General features: G+C 42.7%; 13 protein-coding genes. All 13 read right to left on the bottom strand.

The window, feature by feature from the left end:
* Positions 1-5 precede the first annotated feature (5 nt).
* The 13 genes from CLHUN_RS05225 to CLHUN_RS05170 all read right to left on the bottom strand — a co-directional run bounded on the left by CLHUN_RS05225 (position 6) and on the right by CLHUN_RS05170 (position 13,519).
* A complete protein-coding gene (locus tag CLHUN_RS05225; RefSeq protein WP_080063514.1) occupies positions 6-191 on the bottom strand; it encodes a hypothetical protein in 186 nt (61 codons plus the stop codon).
* A gap of 11 nt (positions 192-202) precedes the next feature.
* A complete protein-coding gene (locus tag CLHUN_RS05220) occupies positions 203-2,356 on the bottom strand; it encodes a peptidase domain-containing ABC transporter (protein WP_080063513.1) in 2,154 nt (717 codons plus the stop codon).
* A gap of 180 nt (positions 2,357-2,536) precedes the next feature.
* Positions 2,537-2,662: a hypothetical protein gene (locus tag CLHUN_RS22665; protein WP_278247523.1), complete on the bottom strand. Its 126-nt coding sequence runs from the start codon at positions 2,660-2,662 to the stop codon at positions 2,537-2,539.
* Between the two features lie 36 nt (positions 2,663-2,698).
* Positions 2,699-4,723 carry an ABC transporter permease gene (locus tag CLHUN_RS05215; RefSeq protein WP_080063512.1) on the bottom strand — a complete coding sequence of 675 codons (2,025 nt, stop codon included), beginning with the start codon at positions 4,721-4,723 and terminating at the stop codon, positions 2,699-2,701.
* Positions 4,724-4,726: 3 nt separating this feature from the next.
* Positions 4,727-5,479 (bottom strand): ABC transporter ATP-binding protein, encoded by a 753-nt coding sequence (locus tag CLHUN_RS05210; RefSeq protein ID WP_080063592.1) that lies wholly within the window; start codon positions 5,477-5,479, stop codon positions 4,727-4,729.
* Between the two features lie 55 nt (positions 5,480-5,534).
* Positions 5,535-8,657 carry a type 2 lanthipeptide synthetase LanM gene (lanM, locus tag CLHUN_RS05205; RefSeq protein ID WP_080063511.1) on the bottom strand — a complete coding sequence of 1,041 codons (3,123 nt, stop codon included), beginning with the start codon at positions 8,655-8,657 and terminating at the stop codon, positions 5,535-5,537.
* A gap of 102 nt (positions 8,658-8,759) precedes the next feature.
* On the bottom strand, positions 8,760-8,960 hold the full coding sequence (gene slmA, locus CLHUN_RS05200) for a salivaricin M family lantibiotic (protein WP_080063510.1): 201 nt from the start codon (positions 8,958-8,960) through the stop codon (positions 8,760-8,762).
* Positions 8,961-9,004: 44 nt separating this feature from the next.
* Entirely contained in the window at positions 9,005-9,205 is a 201-nt protein-coding gene (gene slmA, locus CLHUN_RS05195) for a salivaricin M family lantibiotic (RefSeq protein WP_080063510.1), read from the bottom strand.
* 44 nt (positions 9,206-9,249) lie between these two features.
* Complete coding sequence (slmA, locus tag CLHUN_RS05190) at positions 9,250-9,447, bottom strand: salivaricin M family lantibiotic (protein WP_207559138.1); 198 nt, start codon at positions 9,445-9,447, stop codon at positions 9,250-9,252.
* 252 nt (positions 9,448-9,699) lie between these two features.
* Positions 9,700-10,842, bottom strand: coding sequence for a VanZ family protein (locus CLHUN_RS05185; RefSeq protein ID WP_080063509.1), 1,143 nt, complete (start codon positions 10,840-10,842; stop codon positions 9,700-9,702).
* 425 nt (positions 10,843-11,267) lie between these two features.
* Positions 11,268-11,879: a DNA-3-methyladenine glycosylase gene (locus tag CLHUN_RS05180; protein WP_080063508.1), complete on the bottom strand. Its 612-nt coding sequence runs from the start codon at positions 11,877-11,879 to the stop codon at positions 11,268-11,270.
* A 193-nt stretch (positions 11,880-12,072) separates the two neighbouring features.
* Entirely contained in the window at positions 12,073-12,279 is a 207-nt protein-coding gene (locus tag CLHUN_RS05175) for a ferritin family protein (RefSeq protein WP_080063507.1), read from the bottom strand.
* A 100-nt stretch (positions 12,280-12,379) separates the two neighbouring features.
* Positions 12,380-13,519, bottom strand: a complete 1,140-nt coding sequence (locus tag CLHUN_RS05170; protein WP_242656443.1) for a SpoIIE family protein phosphatase — start codon at positions 13,517-13,519, stop codon at positions 12,380-12,382.
* Positions 13,520-13,538: the final 19 nt, after the last annotated feature.

Below are 13,538 nucleotides of genomic sequence, written 5' to 3'. Positions count from 1 at the left end.
CCTCCCTATTTCATATGCAATTTGGACAAAATTGCTCTTGTTTCGTTGACACGGCTGCTGTAGCACTCCTTCAAGTAGTCAATATTGGAATTGTAGAAACCTGTTGCAACAATTCCGTCTACCTCGGCATCGGACAATTCTTCAATAACCGACTTTAACTCCTTGTCATTTTTCTTCTTCTTCTTAAACATAAAAATCCCTCCTAAGCCATCTGCACCACATTATTTTCCTTGCTATTATACAGATCTGCATAAATACCCTTTTCTCCGAGCAATTCCTCATGTGTACCAAACTCTGCCAGGTGACCGTCGTCAAGTACCAGAATCTTGTCTGCGTCAATGATGGTCGACATCCTGTGAGCCACTACTATACGGGTACTTCCGTTCTTTTTGAAATATTGCGATACCTTGCGTTCATTTATATTATCCAGGGAGCTGGTAGCCTCGTCCAGAAGCACAAGTTTAGGATTGTTGACAACCGCTCTTGCCAGAACGATTCTCTGTCTTTGTCCCCCGGAGAGGTTCATCCCCATGTCCGACACCAAGGTATTGTACTTCATGGGCATATCCTCAATCTCACCACTGATGCAGGCTATGCCGGCAGCAGTTTTTATAAGCTCCATATCAACATTCTCGCTGTTCAGAACAATATTATCCAGAATGGTCTTGTTAAACAGCGACATGTCCTGGGGTACGACACCTATCTGCTTTCTGAGCAGGGTCTTGTCTATGTGAGAAAGCTTCACGCCATCATAGTATATTTCTCCCTTTGTAGGCTGGTACAAGCCCAGCAGCAGCTTAATCAGCGTGCTCTTTCCCGAACCCGAGGTCCCCACGATTGCAGCTTTTTTCCCTTTTTCTATTTTAAAGCTTAAATCCTTAATGACATAATCAGAGGTATTTGTATATGCAAAGTATACGTTTTTAAACTCTATATCTCCTGTAATGGTTATGTTTATCGGATTTTCAGGCTTTTCTTCCTCTTTGGCCTCTGTTATGTCATTAATCCTTTCCAGATAGAAGGTTGCCAGGTTGAAATTGTTCCACAGGTTAAACAGTGAAACACTTGTCGCAATAAATATACCGGCCAGTGAATAGCTGGCGATAACGCCTCCTATTGTCATTTTCCCTTCAATACATAATTTCAGACCCAGCAGCAGGACAAAAAACGGACCTATGGTCTGGAAAACCGAAATAATGGTTTGATATACGTTCAGTATAATATTCTTTTTTCTGTACGCCCTCATACTTCTTTGATACTTGTCATTCCAGTTGCATTCCACATCGGCTTCCATGCCTGAAGCCTTGACGCCGAATATGGAATATATGGTTTCTGTCTGAATGGCTTGAAGTTTGGTATTCTCTATGATCTGATTCTGATTGGCCTCCAGTATCCTGGGCCGCATTACGAGGATAAACAAGCCGTTTGCCGCAAATATGGATATTGTAGTCACGGTTAATATAACCGACTTGTCCAGCAAATAGCCTATTATTACAATTGCATATCCCAACTGGATTACTCCGGTAATTATGTGCTGGGAAATCAGGTCCCTGATAATGTTCAGGCTGTTCAGCCGGAAGAGCAGGTCTCCGTTCGCCCTGCTTTCAAAATATTTGTAGGGCAGCTTCATGAGTTTTGTAAAGGTTCCTTTTGTGAGGTGCCTATCCACCTCCATCTGCAAATCTATTACACTTTTCTGCCTGATAAATGACATTACTCCGAAAAACAAAACCGTTCCCAGGACAAAATATACACAGTATTTCACCTGCATTTGATTGTTTTTTTGTGAGGTCAGGTCAATCATGCTTTCAATCAAAATGGGTAAAATAAGCTGAAGTCCAAAGGTAATAACTGAGATTACAGCAGTTCTTAAAAAAACCTCTTTCCGCTGTCCCACCCTTTTAAGCAGGCTGCCCCAGATCCAATGCTTTTTCCTGACCGGTGCAAATTTTTCAGTTGGAGTTACAGTCATTACCACATTTAAATACTCTTCCCTGAACTCCTCAAAGGTCTTTTTGATTTTTCCATATGCCGGATCGACTATTACCGCCTGCTGCCTGTTTATGGACTCCAGGACCACGTATTGCTCCTTGTCCCATAGGATTATTGCAGGCAATTTGACCTGCAGCAGTTCCTCACTGTCCATTTCCAATATATTTGTTTCAATGCCCTTCAGTAAAAAAAACCTCTCCATATGAGCCAGCTTCAATCCGTCTCTTCCCACCTCCAGCTCATCTCTGATATTCCCCAGGGACTCATTGCTTTTATAGTACTTGAGAATCATTGCGATGCAGCACAAGCCGCATTCGGTTTGCTGCATCTGCTCTATGTACGGTACTTTCCTTAAATGCTTCATGAACTCACCTCTTTTATATGCAACTCAATACATCTCCATTCCACAGCTCCCGCAGCCCTTCCCGGGCGGGGAACCTGCCAGACCCCGGAACTGCGTCCAAGCGGGCCGGAAGGCCCGGACCTTGAACGCAGCCCACATTGGCAATAGCCGTATGGCTATATATCACATACCTGTGACATATTAGTTCCCCTTTCTCTTCAGCCTGGAAAATACTATGGCAACTATTGCTATTACAACCACAACTCCAACTGCAGGAATCCATATCTCCCTGATGCTTTGAAATACATTATCCCAATTAGCAGTCATCTGCAACACTCCCTTCCTATAGAATCAAACGGTTTATTAATCATTATCCGGCTCAACCTTACCGGTTATCATATCCCGGCAGCTAAAATAAGTTACCAGAAAATACCCTCCATAGACCACCAGCAGCAGAATAACCGCCAGCCCCACATTGGCACCGATATTCAGTCCAAGGGAGACACTGATTTTGGAAATGATGCCGGGTATGGCAACAATGGAATACAAGCTTGCCAATACCAGCGGTGCCCCGAAATAGATTGCAATTTGCCTCAGGATGGTGTGATGGCAGACGCTCTTTTCCACCCCCAGCTTTTGCAGCAAATTATACCGGTACACATTGTCAAAGGTTTCCGTCAATTGCTGCAGGGATAATATGGCCACACAGATAATCAGAAATACAATACCGATGTAGCAGCAGACAAAGGCTGCCATGGCAAAGATACCGTAATATGCCTCCACAACAAGCGTCCTTGTCATTAATTTATAAGGGCTGTGAGGATCTCCCATGAAGCTGACGAATATATTGTCAAATTTTTGTGTATCACTATCTTCTTTGAATCTGCCGTTAAAAATAATCATTGTCTTTTTCAGTTTTGATGTGAGGCTGTCGGGTACGATTATTGTTCCGTGGTCGTTATTTCCCACACTGGATAAGTGATACACCTCCCGGCTTATTTTATCCCGTCCCGGGGTAAGTGTGGTGTCTGCAAGCCTTACCGGGCTGTTTTTTTCCAGAAAAGACTGAAGTAACTCACTGGTTCCTTTGTATTTGCAGTTTATAAGATAGCTTCCCTCTGCCAGATCAAGCTTTTCCTTGCCCTGGCTTTCCAGTACCTTGTTGAAATCCGAAACAGACATTATCTGAACCGGCTCCTGAGGAAGGTTCTTATCCACCTTGAAAAGCTTATCCCTGTCCTCAAGGATATTACCGTAGACAAGGTCCTTGTCTTCAAACAGGCTGATTTCAATCTTCTCCTTGAGATACAGGCTTAAATCCAACTTGTTTTTGGAAAAATAGTCTTCTATGGTTTCTTTTTCGTCTGCCTTTCCATTTTCCAGTTCCTTTATAACCAGAACATCATATGGGGTTTCATCGCCGGCATTGCTGTTCAAGGTGAGAGCTATTCCCATACCGGTGGATACGATGCTTATGGTAGCAGCCAGCAGCAGACATACTATGGTGATGGTCAAAAAATTCGTTTGAATCTTGGCGCTTATCTGCCGTATCAGAAACACATTTACATCTTTAAAATACCACTTTACATTTTTTTGGAGTATATGGAAGAGCACCCCGAAAAACGAGTACACAATGCATGCGGTTCCTGCAATTCCGAGGAAAAAGCTTATTGTAAATACAGAGGAGTCCGATAATGCCCCGTTCTCCCTGTGAAAGAGCAGAGCCACTATGACAAGCATTATAAAGCCTGAGAGCAGGATACCCGTCAAGGTCCTTTTGCTCTTCATTGAAAAGCTTTCATTTTTTCTCCCGGCATTGAGCAAATCAATCAATTTTACTTTTGCTACCGTTCTCACATTAAAAAGAATGACTACGAAAAAAATAATGGAAAAGCAAATCAGGGTATTTATCAGGGAAGGTACAGAAAATGCGAAGCGGTATCGTGAAAGGTCTATTGCGAACATTTTCAGTGCGACGGCAGATATGCCCTGTGATAAAAGTGAGCCTGCCCCAATGCCGGTTACAAAAGAAATTATTCCTATTAAAATTGTCTCACCCACAAAAATGGCTGATATCCTGCCATTCTCCATGCCTAGAAGCATATAGACGCCCAATTCCTTCTTTCTTCTTTTCAGAAGGTAATTGTTTGCGTATATAATTAAAAAGGCCAGAATGAAAGCAATAAATTTCGACAGAATAGACAGCACCGTAATCAGTTGTCCGGACAGATTGCTGGTTGCATCACTGGTGGCTGTTTTGAAGGCGCTTTGTGATTCAAGGGAGTTGAAGGCATAAAACAAGGCCACCGCAATCATCAGTGTCAAAAAATATATACTGTAATCCTTGATATTTTTCCTTACGTTACTAAACACAATTTTGAAATACACCTGCTATTCACCTCCAATTGCAGAAACCAGATCCATGATTTTATCAAAAAATCCTTTTCTGTCATGGCCTTCCCGCAGCAGTTCCTTGTGTATCCTGCCATCCTTTATGAATAATATCCTTTTGCAGTAGCTGGCTGTATTGGAGTCATGGGTTACCATCAAAATAGTTGCCTTCATTTCCTCATTCATGATTTCCAGGTTATTGAGCAGCAGCCTGGCAGAGCGTGAGTCCAGTGCACCGGTCGGCTCGTCTGCCAGCACCAAAGACGGCTTACCCACAATGGCTCTTGCAGCCGAAACTCTTTGCTGCTGCCCTCCTGACATCTGATAGGGGTATTTTTGCAATACTGCTTCTATATCCAGGGTTTTGGCAACCATCAATATCCTTCCCTCCATTTCTGCTGCGGGGCATTTCATAATTGACAGGGCCAGAGCAATATTTTCATAAGCGGTCAAGGTATCCAGCAGATTGAAGTGCTGGAAGATAAAGCCCAGGTTTTCCCTCCGGAAGGCTGCAACCTCCCTGTTTTTCAATTTTGTAATATCCTTGTCATTTATTTTTATCTGCCCTGAAGATATGGTGTCAATTGTAGAAATGCAATTTAACAGGGTTGACTTCCCTGAGCCTGACGGTCCCATGATTCCCACAAATTCCCCGGCTTCAACCTCAAAGGATATGTCATTTATCGCCTGGGTACGGTTCTCCTTCGTTCCGTATTCCTTATAAATGTTGCTTACCTGCAATATTCTACTCATGGTTTTCCTCTTTCCGGTTACAAATTTTATATTCAAAATACAGCCTGCACTGAAATCATCTTAAGCTCAACAGCTCTGCCGTCAGATTATTTTGATTGAACACATCCAGCAGCCCCATTCCTATTCCTGCCTTCCCCACCATAAGTCCCCAGTCTTCAATTGTATACATACTGTCGGCCTGGGCCAGCATCTGGTTCCTTATGTAATTGTCCAGCGCATATGTACACTGCTTCAGCAGCCGGCTTTGTCCTGTAAGTTCCGCAGCATATCTGAGTATGCAGATACTGCCCATATCTCCATGACAAATACTGTAATCGGTGCCAAAGCCGTATAGTTTTAACTGCTCCATAAGCCGGTTGATCTCCTCCAATAATTTTTCATCCCTTGCAGGGGACTGATACAGCAGCAGCTTTGACAGCAGCAGCCCGGCTATTCCATTGCACCAGGAAAAATAATGGGTTTTCTCTCTCACCAGCCACCTTTTGGCACTTTTATCGAACCTGATATTTCTTTCATAATTAAGGCACTTTTCTATCAAGCTCAATATCTCCCGGTCAGGTATGATTTCATAGCACCTGGCCAAATGGCACATAATACCCGCATTTCCATGTGCATATCCAATATCTCCGTTTTGGGTCCAGGTGATTTCTTCAGGTGATATGTAAACGGCAGCTTTTTTCAGCCTGGCAATAATTTTACTGATTAATTCCTTCACCGTACCCTGCTGCGTTTGGCTTACCGAAGGGTATATGGAAGCCAGAACTCCTGCTATACCGCATACGCCGCCAAGCACTTCCACTTTCTCCTGCTCCTGGATTTTTTCATTTGTATACCGGATTATCCGGTATATGCGTTCCCAGGCGGCTTCTGCCTCCTCCTTGCCGAAGACCCCGGCCCGAAGGAACCTGTACAGGGCATATGCATATGAAAATATCCCGGTAAACACACCATAGCCCATGGTTTCAATGTCCCTGCAATTATTGAGGTTTATCATCCTGTCCACCGAATTCAAGGTATCCTTTGCATACTGGATATAGCTTTCTTCCTTCAGTGTTTTTCCAAGATACATAAAATAGACAGCTATCCCGCAATTACCTTTATATAAATCCCATCCCACGGGGTTTATGGAGTAGTAATCGTCTCCAAAGCCCGCATAGCAAATCCAACTGTGTTCTCTTTTCCCATTTACCCAGGTGGAAAAACCTCTTTTGATGATTTTTTCTCCAATACTGTCCGCCAGCTTCAAATAGTCATAATTATCACCGGAATTACCCGATTTTGAAAATAAGGTTTTTGTTCCCCGGGGCAGGTCGGTTTCCATTTTACAGCCCATATAGCTCATGTATATAAGTGCGACCTGTCTTTCCAGATCAATTTTGCTTAACCTGTTGATTTTGTCTTCCAGGGTTTCAATTATACTTTTCTTGTATTTGTCATAGACAACTTCATTCTTGTGGTTTGTGGCCCGGAGGCTGTCGGCTGTGATTTTGAACGAAGGTACATCCCCGTTGAGCATGGCTTCAATTTCCGTTCTGTAGAGCTTTTGCTCATGGAAGTTTTCAATGTCAGGAATCAATATTCCGATTCTGTGGAAGTATACCAGACGGTCCATCCTGTTATGCAGCAAATCCGGATGATAGCTTGTTGCTATAAGCTGGTTATAGTCGTTTGTGGCTTTATATATGACCCTGCATTCCACTTTGCCGAACAAATCCTTTATTTTTGCCGTATACTCCGCCTTGTTTTCCAAAATCCATTCATACGTATTGACAAACCCTTGTCTCACAAAGCCGATGTAACCGTTGCCGCCTATCTTTTCACCCTTGTACAGCGGATAATTTGCTGAATCTGCAATATCCTTATACTCCTCTTCCACAGTTATGTCATCACTGTCAAAGTTTTTAATCTTCTGGGTTTTAAATGGAGACTTTTTTGGTTTTCCCGACCCTATTGCCCCTATCTCCATTACTTCACCGTTATTGAAGTTCTGAAGCAGTGAAGGAAGAATCATGACGCTGTCCACAGAATTTTGAATATAGTTGCCGATATATTCCTCTATTGAAGCAAACTCCTGGTGCTTGTCATATTCATCCGTGTGAAGCACCGTTTCCAGGTCAATAAGAATTGGCTGCTTTCCGCAGGCAATTATATTTTCACAATGGCAGTCCTTTGAGTTCAAAGTATAAAACAGGCACAACAGCTCTCCCATTTTAAGGTAAAACTCTTCTACCTCCTCCATTGTCTTACATTCACTGTGCTGTATAAATTCCATCCATCCGGCATCTCCCATACCATAGGTTTTGCAGGCGCTCAATGGGCTGAAGCCCGGTATTCTTCCGTTGACCCAGCTCAGAAATTCCTCATAGGCTTTTTCCATGGTAAAGCTTCTGGGCTTGTATATCAGCATTTTGCTGACAAAACTTAGTGTAGCCACAGTTTTTCCGTTATTATGGGTATCTCCGTTTCCAAGCTTTATATTTTTCAGCCTGCCCAGGGAATTGCCGCCATTAAATATTTTCTCCAATTCCTTCAGGTTTTCTTTCGTGTTAAGAATAATTTCCCTGTAATACATGGTTATATATAAAGCAGTCCTTTTCATGGCTTCATATAGTTCCGGATATACAAGGTAAATCTCCTTGAGGTAATTCATGTCCCTCAACAGGTGCTGAGTGTAATATTTTCCGCGTTCTTCGCTGGTTTCTCCCTCCAGCCTCTGATCCAGCCTGGCAATATTTGTTTCGACGATAATAGTCCTGTAGCTTAATACCGTTAATTTTTCAATAATACTATCTATCACACTGTCCAAAAAGGAGTCCTTATCTTCTATAATATCCAAGCCGGCAAGCTCTGTGATATTATCCATGTATAACAGCAATACGGGCTTGAAAAAGAACGCCCACATATTTTTTTTGGCCTGGCTCGATAATATTTCCTCCAGCAGCTCCAGGTGCCTGTTTTCCTCCATGTGGGAAAATACCTGCTCTATTTCTTCTGAAACCTCATTGCTGTCATAATTCTCCAAGAAAAAATCAAGCTTTTTTCCTGAGATTTTTTCCAAAAAATCTTCAAAATTATATTGCCTGCTTTTCATGGGGAACAGGCTTTTCCAGCAGCTTATGATTTCATCCCTGCGGGTTGTTGTTATTAAACCTTGCTTATAGACTGTGCTGTTACTCATGGTACTTTCCTCCACCTGGTCATTACTTTTATTAATTCTAAATTACAAGGCCAGATTATTTTAAAGCAAATAGTCCGGCCCTGTAATTTATACTCCTGCTCATTAGCCGCAAGATACGTTATTGGAAGTGCATTCATAGGATATTGTAGGCATCCTTCCGCACTTGCCTGCCAGAGTCAACTGGACTGCGGTAATTATACCTGCGCCTGACTTCTCATCCAGGTCCTGGCCCTTGATTTCTTCGGCTACTCCGTTGATGGGGCCTTTTTCATCTTTTAATTGATTTCTCTGCTCTTTGCTCATTTTTTCTTCCTCCTTTAAATTGTTCTATCATATCTTAACTGGCATTAACCACAAGATACATTGTTGGATGTACACTCATAGGATATTGTGGGCATTCTTCCGCACTTGCCTGCCAGAGTCAACTGGACTGCGGTGATTATGCCTGCGCCTGACTTCTCATCCAGGTCCTGGCCCTTGATTTCTTCGGCTACTCCGTTGATGGGGCCTTTTTCATCTTTTAATTGATTTCTCTGCTCTTTGCTCATTTTTTCTTCCTCCTTTAAATTGTTCTATCATATCTTAACTGGCATTAACCACAAGATACATTGTTGGATGTACACTCATAGGATATTGTGGGCATTCTTCCGCACTTGCCTGCTATAGTAAGCTGTACTGCAGTGATTATGCCTGCTCCTGACTTCTCATCCAGGTCCTGACCCTTGATTTCTTCGGCCACCCCATTGACAGGTCCTTTTTCACTTAGCTGCTTCCTCAGTTCCTTACTCATTTTCTCCCCCCCTTTGCTTAAGTATTTTTGTTTACAAGGAGATTATATCAGAGGAATAATATGAAAAATTAAAACCCCGATAAACGTAAAAAAACGCAGCATAAATGCATACCTCCCCGATTGGAGAGGTATTATACGCAGCATATTATGGAATAAACGTGAAAAAGTTTTGAATTGGAATGATATGTTGGTTTGTAAAATCAGAGTGGAAAAATGCCTGTAAAGCTCTGAATAGTGGGCATAAGCATATCCCTATGAAGGCTTCTCAAAGCTTTCTGCTTCCGGAACAGGACTTTTGAAACCGCTGTTTTTAATAAATGACTTTAGATATGTATTAAACCAGGATTCCCAGAAATAGCACAGTCTCCTTTGCAGCAGGCTCCTTATAAGCAATGCAAACAGCCATATGAAGAAAAGCATCTGGAACAGGATATATAATAATGAGCAGCCCTTAACCACACCGGTTATTGTAAAAACGGTATGCAGCCACAAGCCGGCAAAGCAATTGTGCAGCATTGCTCTGGAGGTTCTTGCATATTGACCTTCTTTATCTATCAGATAAAGGTTCAAAAAAAACATTCCCACAGTCTGCCTGCGCCTGGTCACAAGTGGAACCAGCAGGAAGACAACAGCTTCTGCCGCCAGGAAAATAGCCGTATCCCAATCCCTGTGCCGTACATTCCAGTATATCCCCACCCGGCTCAGCTCAAACAGCAGGTTGATAGCAACAGAATCCACCAGCAGGAATAGCGCCCGTCTCATAAGACCGGCTTCTTCGGTTGCTTTCCTGTCATCCTTGGAGGGATCGGGCAGGAGGCTGTCAAGGCAGCCGGCAAAGAAATAGCCTATTACTGCTCCCAGGGTGTTGACCATTAAATCATCCACATCTGCAAAACGGTAGGCTTTCGGATAAATTCCGAATAATCCCGTGTACTGGGTCATCTCATAAAACAGGCTCAGGAAAAGGCCTGAAACCGCCACCCATGGCAGACGAAGCCTGAAATATTTCCTCAGATAAACTCCAAAGGGAATGGTGAGCACAATATTAAAAGCAACAGTGAAGAAGCTGGAACTGCCCATAGCGGCAAACCAGGTTCCGGGCCTTGTCAAAACAAAGCCTGAGCTTTTTAAAAAGGTAGCTGCAAAAAGAAAGGGCCTGATATTAGGCTGTATGGGCTTCATGGCCCGGACCTCTTCCATGGAAGGCAGGGGCAGAATCGTCATAAACCATGCAGTAATCATATATATGATAAAGGAGGCTATGACAATATTGCTCCGCAGCTTAAGAGTTCCATAGTTGCGGTACTGATGAACCAGCGTTGGAATAAAGGCCAGATATATGATTAAAAATGATACCATAATACCAATAGTAATTGGATTCAGATAGACTTTCACGACGTTCCTCCCGCCAGCGGTTTTATAATAAAGCTTTGCCAGTCATGAACCGTATGACCTTGACAATTTTTTATTGAACAGTATACCATTTTTTCAATGTACTGGCAATATATAGCAATAATGCGGAACCGTGATTTCCCGCCTGTTCCCGTCAGGCAATTCTAGTACAACATTCGATAAATAGGGTGCATAAATTTGGAGGAGATTTTCGGGAAATACAAGACCTCAAGTCACCGGGACTCAAGGCCTCTTTGGAAAAATACTATCTGGCGGCTTTTTTGCTATCTGCTCAATCGTAACAGCAGCAAAGCCATATTTGCGTATGAGATAGTACCGAGAATACCACCATGTGAACTGAATCTCAACCTGCATTCAAGGTAATTTTCAAGCCTTTAAGCCGGTTTCAGCAGGCGGAGCATATGCTGTTACTTTACTGACACATATTTATTGCCTTCTATATAAAATCTCCACAGATAGTCCTTTGCTTCCCCGGCATAGTCGATACCTACCCTTTTTGCTGCTGTTATGTTGAATTTCTCATTATCTCCCTCTTCCAAATACAGCCTGTCTCCACATAAATCTTCCCTGTTAAGATTCCTGTCAATCAAAAATGCCTTGCACAATTTGCCCGGACCGTTGGTGAGCCCTTTTATCTGATTTCCGTTCAGCCGGTCAAAGGGCTTTTTATACCTGTTAAAAGCCATAAAATCCTGCTCTCCCAAAGGTTCTACTGCTCTTATCAAAACAGCCTGGGGAATACCCTTTTCCCTTGTGACTATATTAAAGCAGTAATACATGCCATAAATCATATATACATAGGAATACCCCGGCCCTCCATACATGATTTCCACCCTTGGAGTTCTTTTTCCTCCGTAGGAATGGGCCGCCCTGTCTTCAATTCCCATGTATGCCTCTGCTTCAACAATTCGGGCAGAGAGCTTCCGTCCGTCTGTTTCGTGGACAAGCAGCTTTCCCAACAGCTCTCTTGCAACTATCAGTGAGTCCCTGTTATAAAAATCTCTTCCTAATTTTTCCATTTGCCAACACCTCAAACTCAGGATTAACAGTGCTTGGACTTTCAATAAAAAGTTATAAAAATTCCCATACGCTAAAAAATGCCAGCCAAGGCCGTGTAGGCTCAGCAGCAGGCATTTTTCCAAAAGGTCTGCACGTAAAATCCTGTTTGTCCAGCTTCACTGTCATACTGTATTTTCCGTACTTTTTACAAGCTTATTCCTTATCAATGCTTAACATTTTTATGAAAGCCTCATAACGGTTCCGCAGTATCTTCTCATGGTTTTCTTCATCTATTTTCAACTGTTCAAAAAACTTCCTGACTTTGGGGTCCTCAGACTTATCAGCCAGCATTTGATAATGCTTCTGAGCCTTGATTTCATCCTCAATAGCTTCCAATATTCCGTCCAGAATCTGTTGCATGCAAGTTACCTCCTAACACTTATATACGCCGGCTCTGTCATACCTCAGCAGACCTGGTCGCCGGTACGATTCCCAGCCCTGGCTGTCCACTGCTTCATGCTCATATGGATGATAATTTTGCCACCACCAGGGTTATATCATCTTTTATTTTCTCATAGTTTATAAAATCTGTAAAATCCTCATGAATCCTCCGGACAATATGACTGGGTTCCATGCTGTAGACTTCTGCAGCCAGCTTCTTCAATCTGTTTTCATAAAACTCGCTTTTGGACCTTTGTTCGGGTAAGCCATCCGACATAATAAACAATGTGGCAGAAGGGGATAACCGCAAAACAGTATCCTCATATTTCAGCAAATCCGCATCTATGGCCGCAGAAATGGGCAGGCCTGCACTGTCCAACTCTATTATATTGCCTTCATCCCTTATAAGCAGGGGGCAGGTATGTATACCCGCATTGCAATAGGTGAGTTCTTTGTTTTTAATGTCAATCACAGATATATAAAGGCAGACCAGATATTCGTCAGGATAACCCTCCTTAATATATTGCTCAATAAAAAAATGCATTACCTCTTTGGGAGACAACAGTTGCCCCGGCACATGCTTAAGTCTGAAATAGCTTCTTATGGTATCTTTTACGAAAATAGCCAGCATGGCACTATCCAGGCCATGGCCCGAAACATCGGCTATAAAGCAGACATACTGTTCAAAATAATCATTCAGCAGTCCGTTGTCTACCTTGAACACATCGAATAAATCTCCCCCCAGTTCCTCGGCAGGAATATACAGGGAGGCAAAGGCTATATTTTCAGCATCAGGAAGGGCTTCAGGCAGGAAACGCCTATGAATCTTGACAGCGTTTGAGATTTCAACCTCCAGCTTTTTTCTGATTCTTTCATATTCCACATATTTTTCATTTCCATAAATATATATAAACTTATCCTTTTTAAAAATCTTCAGATGCAGCTTAAGTGTCTCCTGCCTGCCTGCAAAAAGGAATTCCGCCCGGTCGGAGGGCTCTTCCCGCGCTCCTGTGAAAAAGGCTTTAGCCTTATTTGCATGAAGGTCTGAAATAACATCCGAAAAGCACTTTTCACTTAATTCCAGAGCAGTTAAACCCAAATATGACTGCATGGCCCTATTGGAGAAAACGATACGGCCCTCCATATCACAAACCAGAATATGATCCTCAATCATACCGGTTATTGTCTCATTTACCTGTGCTGCATCAAAGTCCTCCAACTGCGCTTCCTCCAATTTT

Origin of the sequence: Ruminiclostridium hungatei, assembly GCF_002051585.1 — a bacterium.
Classification (GTDB): domain Bacteria; phylum Bacillota; class Clostridia; order Acetivibrionales; family DSM-1351; genus Ruminiclostridium; species Ruminiclostridium hungatei.
The sequence above is the reverse complement of the archived record's forward strand: the minus strand, read 5'-3'. Positions and strand labels throughout refer to the sequence as shown.

Coding starts and splice junctions, on each gene's coding strand:
- CLHUN_RS05180 (WP_080063508.1), bottom strand. CDS start 11,879: ATGGAAAAATTAGGAAGAGATTTTTATAACAGGGACTCACTGATAGTT.
- slmA (WP_080063510.1), bottom strand. CDS start 8,960: ATGAGCAAAGAGCAGAGAAATCAATTAAAAGATGAAAAAGGCCCCATC.
- slmA (WP_080063510.1), bottom strand. CDS start 9,205: ATGAGCAAAGAGCAGAGAAATCAATTAAAAGATGAAAAAGGCCCCATC.
- CLHUN_RS05220 (WP_080063513.1), bottom strand. CDS start 2,356: ATGAAGCATTTAAGGAAAGTACCGTACATAGAGCAGATGCAGCAAACC.
- lanM (WP_080063511.1), bottom strand. CDS start 8,657: ATGAGTAACAGCACAGTCTATAAGCAAGGTTTAATAACAACAACCCGC.
- CLHUN_RS22665 (WP_278247523.1), bottom strand. CDS start 2,662: ATGACTGCTAATTGGGATAATGTATTTCAAAGCATCAGGGAGATATGG.
- CLHUN_RS05210 (WP_080063592.1), bottom strand. CDS start 5,479: ATGAGTAGAATATTGCAGGTAAGCAACATTTATAAGGAATACGGAACG.
- CLHUN_RS05175 (WP_080063507.1), bottom strand. CDS start 12,279: ATGCAACAGATTCTGGACGGAATATTGGAAGCTATTGAGGATGAAATC.
- CLHUN_RS05225 (WP_080063514.1), bottom strand. CDS start 191: ATGTTTAAGAAGAAGAAGAAAAATGACAAGGAGTTAAAGTCGGTTATT.
- slmA (WP_207559138.1), bottom strand. CDS start 9,447: ATGAGTAAGGAACTGAGGAAGCAGCTAAGTGAAAAAGGACCTGTCAAT.